Annotated in this window: 1 protein-coding gene; it reads left to right on the top strand. The window is 75.6% G+C overall.

Annotated elements, in window-relative coordinates; translation table 11 throughout:
* Positions 1 to 12,954: type I polyketide synthase (locus LQ51_RS32895; RefSeq protein ID WP_046568138.1), on the top strand; the 12,954-nt coding region annotated here is incomplete at both ends.

Below are 12,954 nucleotides of genomic sequence, written 5' to 3' on the forward strand. Positions count from 1 at the left end.
AGCCCCGCGCCATCGCCACCCTCAGGCGAGACCACGACGCCCACCGCCAGTTCCTGCACGCCCTCGCCACCGCCCACACCCACGGCCTCACCATCACCTGGCACCTCCCCGTCCCGGCCCGGCACCTGCCCCTGCCCACCTACCCCTTCCAACACCAGCGCTTCTGGCTGACCGGGTCGCCGCGCGGCAGCGCGCCCAGCCTGCACGGCCTGGCCTCCACGAGTCACCCGCTGGTCAGCGCGGCGGTCACCACGCCGGACGGGACGTACCTGGCCAGCGGCCGGATCACGGTCGAGGAGCACCGCTGGGTCACCCAGCACACCATCAACGGGCGGCCCATCCTGCCGGGCGCCGCGCTGCTCGAACTGGCCCTGCACACCGCCGCGCAGACCGAGCACCGGCACGTCGAGGAGCTGACCATCCAGACGCCGGTCGTCCTCGACCCGGGCGTGCCGGTCCACCTGCAGATCCACGTGCAGCCGGCGGACCGGTCCGGCCGGCGGACGATCACCATCAGCACCCGGCCGGAGAACGAGCCGGACGGCCCCTGGACCGCGCACGCCACCGGCGCCCTCAGCACCGCCGCCGAGGCGCCCGTGCCGCCGCCGTCGGGCTGGCCGCCGGCCGGCGCCGAGGCGTACGACACCGCGCCGTTCTACCTGGCGCTGCGCGACACCGGGCTGGACTACGGTCCGGCGTTCCGCAACATCGGCCGGGCCTGGCAGGGCGGCACCGGCACCGTGTACGCCGAGCTGAACCGGCACGCCGACCTCGACCCGACCGGATACGCGATCCACCCGGCGGTGCTGGACAGCGCGATCCACTCGGCGGCCACGACGAGCGCGCCGGCCGCCGGCACCAGCATCGACATCCCGTTCAGCTTCACCGGGGTGACCCTGCACGGCACCGCCGGCGGCAGCCTGCGCAGCACCGCCCGCACCGAGGGCAGCCGCACCGCGTTGCAGCTGATCGCGGCGGACGGCAGCCCGGTGCTGACCGTGGCGGCCGTGCACACCCGCCCGCTGAACACCGCCGCGCTGGGCGCGCCACCGGTGCACCAGCTCGTCTGGGTCGAGCCGGAACCGGTCGACCGCGCCGGCGCGTACGACCTGGAGGTCTTCCCGACCGGCGCGGTCGAGGAGCTGCTGGCCGCGCCCTGGAACGCGCCCGACGTGGTGGTCTGGTCGCCCGGCGCGGACGGCGACGTGGTGGCCGCCACGCACGCGGTGGTGGCCGAGGTGGTCCGGGTCGTCGGCGCCTGGTGCCGCAACGCGGACCTGGCCGACACCCGCCTGGTGGTGCTGACCCGTGGCGCGGTCGCCGCGCACGACGGCGAGGACGTGGCCGACCTGGCCGGCGCGGCCGTCTGGGGTGCGCTGCGGTCCGCGCAGACCGAACACCCGGACCGGTTCGCGCTGATCGACACCGACGGCACACCGGAGAGCGGGGAGCTGCTCAGCGTCGCCGTGGAGTCCGGCGCGGCGCAGGCGGTGCTCCGCGAGGGCCGGCTGCTGCGGCCCCGGATCGAACGGGTCATTTCGTCCGGCGCGCCGGCCGGGCTCGACCCGGACGGCACGGTACTGATCACCGGCGGCACCGGCACCCTCGGCGGGCTGCTCGCCGAGCACCTGGTGGTCACCGGCCGGGCCCGGCACCTGGTGCTGGCCAGCCGCCGGGGCGCCGAGGCGCCCGGCGCGGAGGAACTGGTCGGCCGGCTGATCGCGGCCGGCGCGGCCGAGGTACGCGTGCTCGGCTGCGACACCGCCGACGGCGAGGCGGTGCGGGCGCTGGTCGCCGAGGCGTCCCGGGACCGGCGGCTCAGCGCCGTCTTCCACACCGCCGGGGTGCTGCGCGACGCGGCGCTGCACACGCTGACCGCCGAGCAGGTCGACGACGTGCTGCGCCCCAAGGTCGACGCGGCCTGGCACCTGCACGAGGCGACCGCCGGGCTGGAGCTGGACGCCTTCGTGGTGTACTCGTCGATCGCCGGCACCCTCGGCGGCGCCGGGCAGGCCAACTACGCGGCCGCGAACACCTTCCTGGACGCGCTGGCCCGCCGTCGTCGCGCGCTCGGCCTGCCCGGCACCAGCGTGGCGTGGGGTTTCTGGGCCCGGGCCAGCGGCATGACCGGACACCTCGGCGCCGACGAGCACGCCCGCATCGCCGCGTCAGGGCTGCTGCCACTCTCCGACGAGCAGGGTCTCGCCCTGCTCGACGCGGCGCTGGACAGCGGGCTGCCGCAGGTCGTGGCGACGCTGTGGAACCTGCCGGCGCTGCGCGAGCGGGCCGGCCGCGGCGACCTGCCGGACCTGCTGCGGCCGCTGGTCCCGGCCGCCGACGCCCCGGCCGGGCCGGCCCCGACCGGCGGCGACCTGGGCGAGCGGCTGGCCGGTCTGGACCCGGCGGGCCGCCGGCAGGCGCTGCTGGAGGTGGTACGCGCCGAGATCGCCGTGGTGCTCGGGCACAGCGACCCGGCGGAGATCGGCGCGGCGCAGCCGTTCAAGGACCTCGGCTTCGAGTCGCTGACCGCGGTGGAGCTGCGCAACCGGCTGGCCGCCCTGACCGGGTTGCGGCTGCCCACCACCCTCGCCTTCGACCACCCGACGCCGGCCGCGCTCGCCCAGCACCTGGCCGCCCTGCTGGCCGGGGCCGAACCGGCCGGCCCGGTCGCCCCGCTCACCGGCCCGGCCGGCGCCGACGAGCCGATCGCCATCGTCGGCATGGCCTGCCGGTTCCCCGGCGCGGACAGCCCGGAGCAGCTGTGGCGGCTGCTCGCCGACGGCACCGACGCGATGGGTGACTTCCCCACCGACCGGGGCTGGCAGCTGGACACCCTCTACTCGCCCGACCCGGACCAGCCGGGCACCACGTACACCCGGCACGGCGGGTTCCTCACCGGTGCCGACCGGTTCGACGCCGACTTCTTCCAGATCAGCCCGCGCGAGGCGCTGGCCACCGACCCGCAGCAGCGGCTGCTGCTGGAGACCGCGTGGGAGGCGCTCGAGCACGCCGGCATCGACCCGGCGTCGGTGCGCGGCAGCGTGACCGGCGTGTTCACCGGCGTGGTCGCCCAGGAGTACGCCCCGGCCACCCTGGCGCCCCCGGCCGACCTGGCCGGCTACCTGCTGACCGGCAACACCACCAGCGTGGCGTCCGGCCGGATCGCGTACGCGCTGGGGTTGCAGGGGCCGGCGATCACCATCGACACGGCCTGTTCCTCGTCGCTGGTGGCGGCGCACCTGGCGATCCGCGCGCTGCACGGCGGCGAGTGCTCGTTGGCCCTGGTCGGCGGGGCGACCATCATGGCCACCCCGAAGATCTTCGTGGAGTTCGCCCGGCAGCGGGGCCTGGCCGTGGACGGGCGGTGCAAGTCGTTCTCGGCCGAGGCGGACGGCACCGGCTGGGGCGAGGGCGCCGGGCTGGTGGTGCTGGAGAAGCTCTCCGACGCCCGCCGCAACGGGCACCGGGTGCTCGCGGTGATCCGCGGCTCGGCGGTGAACCAGGACGGCGCGAGCAACGGGCTGACCGCGCCGAACGGGCCCGCGCAGCAGCGGGTCATCCAGCAGGCCCTGGCCGCCGCCCGGCTCTCGCCGGCCGAGGTGGACGCGGTGGAGGCGCACGGTACGGGCACCGTGCTCGGCGACCCGATCGAGGCGCACGCGCTGCTCGCCACGTACGGGCGGGACCGGGCCGAGCCGTTGTGGCTGGGGTCGATCAAGTCGAACATCGGCCACACCCAGGCGGCGGCGGGCGTCGCCGGGATCATCAAGCTGGTCCTCGCCCTGGAGCACGACCTGCTGCCGCGCAGCCTGCACGCCGCGACGCCGAGCAGCCGGATCGACTGGGAGCTCGGCTCGGTGGCGCTGCTGACCGAGCCGCAGCCGTGGCCGCGCCGGGCGGACCGGCCCCGCCGGGCTGGCGTGTCGTCGTTCGGCATCAGCGGCACCAACGCGCACCTGATCATCGAGGAGGCGCCGGACGCGCCGGTGGCGGCGCCGGTCGAGGTGCCCGCGCCGATGCCGTGGTTGCTGTCGGCGCGTACCTCGGGGGCGCTGCGCGACCAGGCGTCCCGGCTGGTGGAGCTGCTGGACGAGCGGCCGGACCTGCCGCCGGCCCGGGTCGCGCACGCGCTGGCGACCAGCCGGACGGCGTTCGACCACCGGGCGGCGATCGTCCCGCCGGTGGACGAGCCCGACGGTGAGCCGCACACCACGGCGGACCTGATCGCCGCGCTGCACGCCCTCGCGGCCGGGCAGCCGCACCCCGGCCTGGTCCAGGGATCGGCACGCGACGGGAAACTGGCGTTCCTGTTCACCGGTCAGGGCGCCCAACACCCCGGCATGACCGCCGACCTGTACGCCCGCTTCCCCGCCTACGCCGCCGCCCTCGACGAGGTCTGCGCGGCCCTCGACGCGCACCTGGAGCACCCGCTACGCGAGGTCATGACCGGCGCGCACAGCGACCTGCTCGGACAGACCTTGTACACCCAACCCGCCCTGTTCGCCGCCGAGGCCGCCATGGTGCGACTGCTCGACAGCTTCGGAATCCGACCCGACTACCTCATCGGACACTCCATCGGCGAGTTGACCGCCGCCCACATCGCCGGCGTCCTCGACCTGCCCGACGCCGCGACGCTGGTCACCACCCGGGCACGACTCATGAACACCATGCCCGGCGGGGCCATGCTCGCCGTCACCGCACCCCTCGACCGGCTTCAGCCGCTCCTCGACGCCAACCCCGACATGAGTCTGGCCGGGCACAACAGCCCCACCTCACTCGTCCTCGCCGGCGACACCGAGACGATCGACACCATCGCCGCCCAACTCACCGCCGACGGCATCCGCGCCCGCAAACTGCACGTCGCGCACGCCTTCCACTCCGCCCACACCGACGCCATCCTCGACGACTTCCGGGCAGCCGCCGCCACCGTCACCTACCACCCGGCGGCCCTGCCGATCGTGTCCAACCTGACCGGACAGGTCGCCACCGACGACCAACTCGCCGACCCCGACTACTGGACCCGACACATCCGGGAGACGGTCAACTACACCGCCGGCACCGAAACCCTGCACCAGCTCGGCGTCACCCACTTCATCGAAGTTGGGCCCGACGCCACCCTGAGCACCCTCACCCGGGAAACCCTCACCGACGCCACAGCCATCGCCACCCAGCAGCGCGGACACGACGGAACAGGCGCGCTGCTCACCGCCCTGGCCACCGCCCACACCACCGGCGTCGACGTCGACTGGACGCCCCTGCTCCCCGCCGGGCCGGTCCCGGCGGAACCGCTGCCCACCTACCCGTTCCAGCACCAGCGGTACTGGCTGCACCACGGGACGACGACGACCGAGCCGGGCGACCTCGGCCTGGCCGGTGCCGGGCACCCGCTGCTGGGGGCGACGCTCGCCCTGGCCCACCAGGACACCCACCTGTTCACCGGCAGGATCTCCACCACCACCCATCCCTGGCTGGCCGAGCACGTCATCGTCGGCACGCCCCTGCTGCCCGGCACCGCCTTCGTCGACCTCGCCCTGCACGCCGGTCACCACACCGGACACCCGTACCTGGCGGACCTCACCATCGAGGCGCCGCTCGTCCTGCCCGGGCAGGGCGCGCTCGACCTGCAGGTGGAGGTGGCGCCGGCCGGCGCGGCCCGGTCCGTCACCGTGCACTCCCGGCCCGCCGGCTCGGACGGCGCGTGGACCCGGCACGCCACCGGCACCCTCAACCCGATCGGGCCGGCGGCCACCGCGGGTGCGACGCAGTGGCCGCCGGCCGGCGCCACCCCGGTCGACCTGACCGACTTCTACCCCGGTCTGCACGACGCCGGGGTCGGGTACGGGCCGAGCTTCCGCGGCCTGCGCGCCGCCTGGCGGGCCGGCGACCACCTGTACGCGGAGGTCGCCCTTCCCGACGAGGTGGACCCCGCCGGGTACGGCGTGCACCCCGCCCTGCTCGACGCCGCGCTGCACCCGATCGCCCTCACCGGCGACGACCAGGTGCGGCTGCCGTTCGCCTGGACCGGCGTCGGACTGCACGCCACCGGCGCCCGGACGCTGCGGGTGGACTTCCACCGGGTCGACGCGGACACGGTCCGGCTCACCGCCACCGACCCGGCCGGCGCCCCGGTGGTGACCGTGGCCGCGCTGTCCGTCCGGGCGGCTCCCGATCAGGTCACCGCCGCCCGGGCCGGCCAGCTGCTCGAGGTGGCCTGGAGCCGCGTACCGCCGGGGGTCTCCGCGCCCGCCGGCGACCTGCTCTCCCCCGTCGAGCTGGCGGCGCTGCTGGACGACGACGGGCTGCCCGCGCCGGAGACGGTGCTGCTGCGCGCCACCGGCGACGGCGGCGAGCCGGTGGCCGCGACCCACCAGCGGGTCGAGGAGGTGCTGGGGCTGCTGCAGCGGTGGCTCGCCGACGACCGGTCCGCCGCGACCCGCCTGGTGGTGGTCACCAGCGGCGCGGTGGCGGCGCGGGCCGGCGACGAGGTGACCGACCTGGCCGGCGCGGCGCTCTGGGGCCTGGTCCGCAGCGCCCAGGCCGAGCACCCGGACCGGTTCCTGCTGGTCGACGCCGACGAGGTCCGCGACGAGCGGCTCGCCGCGGCGGCCGCCGCCGGTCAACCGCAACTCGCCGTCCGCGACGGCGAACTGCTGGCGCCGCACCTGACCCGGCTCGCGGCGCCGGCCGAGCCGGCAGCGCCGCCGTTCGACCCGGACGGCACGGTGCTCATCACCGGCGGCACCGGCACGCTCGGTGGCCTGCTGGCCGAGCACCTGGTACGCGCCGGCCACGCCCGGCGGCTGCTGCTGGTCAGCCGGCGCGGCGGCGACGGCGACCTGCTCGACCGGCTGGCCGGGGCGGGCGCCGAGGTGACCGTGGCCGCCTGCGACGTCTCCGACCCGGCGGCGGTGGCCGCCCTGCTCGCCGACATCCCGGCCGGGCACCCCCTCACCGCCGTCTTCCACACCGCCGGCGTGGTCGACGACGCCACCCTGCACACGCTCGCCCCGGACCGGCTGCACGCCGTGCTGCGGCCCAAGGTGGACGGCGCGTGGCACCTGCACGAGGCCACCCGGGACCTGCCGCTGGCCGCGTTCGTGCTCTACTCCTCGGTCGCCGGCACGCTCGGCAGCCCGGGGCAGGGCAACTACGCCGCCGCGAACGCCTTCCTCGACGCGCTGGCCGCGCACCGCACCGCGCAGGGACTGCCAGCCACCGCACTGGCCTGGGGACTGTGGGCGCAGGAAAGCGCGATGACCGCCGGGCTGGGCCGGGGCGACCAGACCCGGATCGGCCGTGCCGGCCTGCGCCCGCTGACCAGCGACGCGGCGTTCACGCTGCTGGACCTGGCGCTCGACCAGCGGCGACCCGCCGTGGTCGCGGCGGACCTCAGCCTGGGCGGGCTGCGTGGGCTGTCGCCGGCCGGCAGCCGGCGCCATGCCGCGACCGCCGCCGCATCGCAGGACCTGGCCGGCCGGCTGGCCACGCTCGGGCCGGCGGAGCGGCTGCGGCTGATGGTGGACCTGGTACGGGCGGAGATCGCCGGGGTGCTGGGCCACGCCGGCGCGGAGAGCGTGGCGCCGCAGCGGGCGTTCAAGGACCTCGGGTTCGACTCGCTGACCGCCGTGGACCTGCGCAACCGGCTCACCGCGGCCACCGGCCTGCGGCTGCCCGCCACGCTGATCTTCGACCACCCCACCGCCGAAGTCCTCGCCACCCACCTGCTCAGCCAGCTCGACCCCACCGCCGCGCCCACCACCGGGCGGGCCGCCGTCAGCACGGCCACGGTGGACGAACCCATCGCCATCGTCGGGATGGCCTGCCGCTATCCGGGTGGGGTCGCCTCGCCCGACCAGCTGTGGCAGCTCGTCGCCGAGGGGGTCGACGCGATCAGCGAATTCCCCACCAACCGCGGCTGGCAGCTCGACCGGCTGCACCACCCCGACCCCGACCACCCCGGCACCACGTACACCCGCCACGGCGGCTTCCTGCACGACGCCGATGCCTTCGACGCCGACTTCTTCGACGTCAGCCCACGCGAGGCCACGGCGACCGACCCGCAGCACCGGCTGCTGCTGGAGACCGCCTGGGAGGCGCTGGAGTCGGCCGGGATCAACCCGCAGACCCTGCGGCAGAGCGACACCGGCGTCTTCACCGGCATCATGTACAACGACTACGCCACCCGGTTGCAGCACCACATCCCGGACGGTTACGAGGGCCAGCTCAGCAACGGCAGCGCGCCGAGCATCGCCTCCGGGCGGCTGGCGTACACCCTCGGGCTGGAGGGCCCGGCGGTGACCGTGGACACGGCCTGCTCATCGTCGCTGGTCGCCACCCACCTGGCCATGCAGGCGCTGCGCCACGGCGAGTGCACCCTGGCGCTGGCCGGTGGGGCCACGGTGATGGCCACGCCCACCACGTTCGTCGAGTTCGCCCGGCAGCGCGGGCTCGCCGCCGACGGGCGGTGCAAGTCCTTCTCCGACACCGCCGACGGCACCGGCTGGAGCGAGGGCACCGGTCTGCTGGTGCTGGAGCGGCTGTCGGACGCCCGGCGCAACGGCCACCCGGTGCTCGCCGTGATCCGCGGCTCGGCGGTCAACCAGGACGGCGCCAGCAACGGCCTCACCGCCCCCAACGGCCCTTCCCAGCAGCGCGTCATCCGCCAGGCCCTGGCCAACGCGCGACTGAACCCCGCCGACGTCGACGCCGTCGAGGCGCACGGCACCGGCACCACCCTCGGCGACCCGATCGAAGCGCAGGCGCTGCTGGCCACCTACGGGCAGGAGCGCGACGAGCCGCTCTGGCTCGGGTCGATCAAGTCGAACCTGGGGCACACCCAGGCCGCCGCCGGCGTCGCCGGCATCATCAAGATGGTCCAGGCGCTACGGCACGGCACGCTGCCGCCGACGCTGCACGCGGAGACGCCGAGCCGGCACGTCGACTGGGAGGCAGGCGCGGTCGCCCTGCTGTCCGAGGCGCGGCCCTGGCCGGTACGCCCGGACCGGCCGCGCCGGGCCGGGGTCTCCTCCTTCGGGATCAGCGGCACCAACGCCCACGTGATCCTGGAGGAGGCGCCGGAGCGTCCGGTCGGGCCGGTGGCCGAGCCGGTCGCGCCGTTGCCGTGGCTGCTCTCGGCGAAGAGCCCCGCGGCCCTGCGCGACCAGGCGGGGCGGCTGGCCGAGCTGGTCGACGCGGATCCGACGCTGGACCGGGCGGCGGTGGCCCGCACCCTGGTGACGGGACGGGCGGCCCTCGCCCACCGGGCCGCGGTCGTGCCGGCGCTCGACGCGGCAAACGGCGAGCCGGGCGCGGCGGACGGCGAGCTGAGCGCGGCGGACGGCGAGCTGAGCGCGGCGGACGGCGAGCTGGGCGCGGCGGACGGCGAGCTGGGCGCGGCGGGCGGCGAGCTGGGCGCGGCGCTGCGGGCGCTCGCGGCCGGCGCGGCGCATCCGGGCCTGGTCAGCGGGGTGGTGAGCGCGGTCGGAAAGGTGGCGTTCCTGTTCACCGGCCAGGGCGCCCAGCACCCCGGCATGACCGCCGACCTCTACACCCGCTTCCCCGCCTACGCGACCGCCCTCGACGACGTCTGCGCCGCCCTCGACGCGCACCTGGAGCAGCCGCTGCGCGAGGTCATGACCGGCGCGCACACCGACCTGCTCGGACAGACCCTGTACACCCAACCCGCCCTGTTCGCCGCCGAGGTCGCCATGGTGCGACTGCTGGACAGCTTCGGAATCCGACCCGACTACCTCATCGGACACTCCATCGGCGAACTCACCGCCGCGCACATCGCCGGCGTCCTGGACCTCACCGACGCCGCGAAACTGGTCACCACCCGCGCCCGACTCATGCACGGCATGCCCGCCGGCGCCATGCTCGCCGTCACCGCGCCCCTCGACCGCATCCGGCCGATCCTCGACGCCCACCCCGATGTCAGCCTGGCCGGACACAACAGCCCCACCTCACTCGTCCTCGCCGGCGACACCCACACCATCGACGCCCTGGCCGCCCAACTCACCGCCGACGGAGTGCGCGCCCGCAAGCTGCACGTCGCGCACGCCTTCCACTCCGCACACACCGACGCCATCCTCGACGACTTCCGGGCAGCCGCCGCAGACGTCACCTACCGGCCGGCGGCCCTGCCCATCGTGTCCAACCTGACCGGCGACCTCGCCACCGACCAGCAACTCGCCGACCCCGACTACTGGACCCGACACATCCGGGAAACGGTCAACTACGCAGCCGGGACCGACACCCTGCACCACCTCGGCGTCACCCACTACCTCGAAGTCGGACCCGACGCCACCCTCACCACCCTCACCCGGGAAACCCTCACCGACGCCACCACCATCCCCACCCAGCAGCGCGGACACGACGGCACGGCCGCTCTGCTCACCGCACTCGCCACCACCCACACCACCGGCCTCGACGTCGACTGGACACCGCTGCTGCCCGCCGGGCCCGTCCCACCGATGCCGCTGCCCACCTACCCCTGGCAGCACCAGCGGTACTGGCTGCACGCCGAAGCGACCGTCAACGACGCGGAAGACCTCGGCCTCACCAACGCCGGACACCCCCTCCTCGCCGCCACCATCGAACTCCCCCACCAGCAGGGCCATCTCTTCACCGGCCGGATCTCCACCACCTCCCACCCCTGGCTGGCCGACCACACCATCGCCGGCACCACCCTGCTGCCCGGCACCGCCTACCTGGACCTGGCGCTGCACGCCGGTTACCACACCGCACACCCGTACCTGCACGACCTCAGCATCGAAACCCCCCTCACCCTCGACTCCGGGACCGGACGGCAGTTGCGCGTCGAGGTGGGTCCCTCGGACGGGTCGGGACAGGCACCGCTGACCATCAGCTCCCGGGACCAGGACGACCCCGACGGCGAATGGACCGTGCACGCCACCGGTGCCCTCTCCCGTACCGCCCCGGCCGCCGACTCGCCCGCCGCCGGCTGGCCGCCGGCCGGGGAACCCGTCGACGTCGACGCCCTCTACGCCGGGTTCGCCGACGCCGGCGTGGACTACGGGCCCGCCTTCCAGGGGGTACGCGCCGCCTGGCGCGACGGGGACACCGTCCACGCCGAGGTGGTGCTGCCCGAGCAGTTGAGCAGCCGGGGGTACGGGATCCACCCGGCCCTGCTCGACGCGGCCCTGCACCCGCTCGCCCTCCTGCCGCTGGGGGACGGCGTCCGCCTGCCGTTCGCCTGGACCGGGGTCACCCTGCACGCCACCGGCGCCACCACGCTGCGGGTCCGGGTCAGCGCCGCCGGTACGGACACCGTCCGGCTCCTGGCCACCGACCCGGCCGGCGTCGAGGTGGTCAGCGTCGCGGCGCTGACCGTCCGCCCGGCGGCGCTCGGGGACGCCGGCGGCAGCCGCGACCTGCACCGGGTCACCTGGGTGGCCGTACCGGGTGGTCGCACCGGCGGCCCGCTGCCGGCCGCCCTGGACCTGGCCGACCTCACGGCCGGGGCGGTCCCGGACGACGCCGAGCTGGTGGTGGTCCGGATCGAGCCGGCCGGCGACGGGGACGTCGTCACCGCCACCCACGACCTCACCGAGCAGGCGGTCACCGCGCTGCGCGGGTGGCTCGCCGACGACCGGTACGCCACCGGCCGCCTGGTCGTGCTGACCCGGGGCGCGGTGGCGACCCGGTCCGGCGAGGACATCGACCTGCCCAGCGCCGCGCTCTGGGGTCTGGTCCGTTCCGCGCAGTCGGAGCACCCCGACCGGATCGTGCTGGTCGACGTCGGCCCCGCCGGGAACGGACCGCTCGACACCGCCGGGAACGGACCGCTCGACACCGCCGGGAACGGACCGCTCGACACCGCCGGGAACGGACCGCTCGACACCGCCGCGGACGACCTGATCGTCGCCGCGGTCGCCACGGGCCTGCCGCAGCTGGCCATCCGCGACGGTGGGCTGCTGGCGCCCCGGATCTCCCGTGCGCTCGCGGCGCCGGCGGACGCCACGCCGGAGCTGGATCCGGAGGGGACGGTGCTGATCACCGGCGGCACCGGCACCCTCGGCGCCCTGCTCGCCGAACACCTCGCCGCCACCGGACGCGCGCGACACCTCCTCCTCGCCAGCCGACGCGGCCCCGACTCTCCCGACGCCGCCGCACTCACCGCCCGGCTTCAGGATCTCGGCGCCACCGTCACCATCGTCGCCTGTGACACCGCCGACCCCGACGCCGTCACCGCCCTCATCGCCGGCATCCCCGACGCTCACCCCCTCACCGCCGTGTTCCACACCGCCGGCACCACCGACGACGCCGCCCTGCACACCATGACGGCAGAGCAGCTGCACACGGTCCTGCGGCCCAAGGTCGACGCCGCCTGGCACCTCCACCACGCCACCACACACCTCCCCCTGGCCGCGTTCGTGCTCTACTCCTCCGCCGCCGGCACCCTCGGCAGCCCCGGCCAAGCCAACTACGCCGCCGCCAACACCTACCTCGACGCCCTCGCCCACCACCGCCACACCCTGAACCTCCCCGCCACCAGCCTCGCCTGGGGACTCTGGGCCCACACCAGCACCATCACCGCCACCCTCGACACCACCAACCAGCACCGCCTCACCCAAGCCGGCATCCACCCCCTCCCCACCGACCAGGCCCTCCACCTCCTCGACACCGCCCTGCACACCACCCACCCCACCCTCATCCCCGCCAAACTCACCCCCGCAGCGCTCCGCCGGTTCAACCCCGAGGTCGCCCGGCGTACGGCGGCGGACGCCTCGGCCGGCGGCCGAGGGCTGGCGGACCGGCTCGCCACGCTCGCCGTGGTCGAACAGCAGCGCCTGCTGCTCGACCTGGTCCGTGACGAGATCGCCGGGGTGCTGGGACACCGCGGCGGTGACCAGGTCGACCCGCGACGGGCCTTCAAGGACCTCGGCTTCGACTCGCTCACGGCGGTCGAGCTGCGTAACCGGCTCGCCACCG

Source organism: Micromonospora sp. HK10 (assembly GCF_000982955.1).
In the GTDB taxonomy this organism is placed as follows: Bacteria; Actinomycetota; Actinomycetes; order Mycobacteriales; family Micromonosporaceae; genus Micromonospora.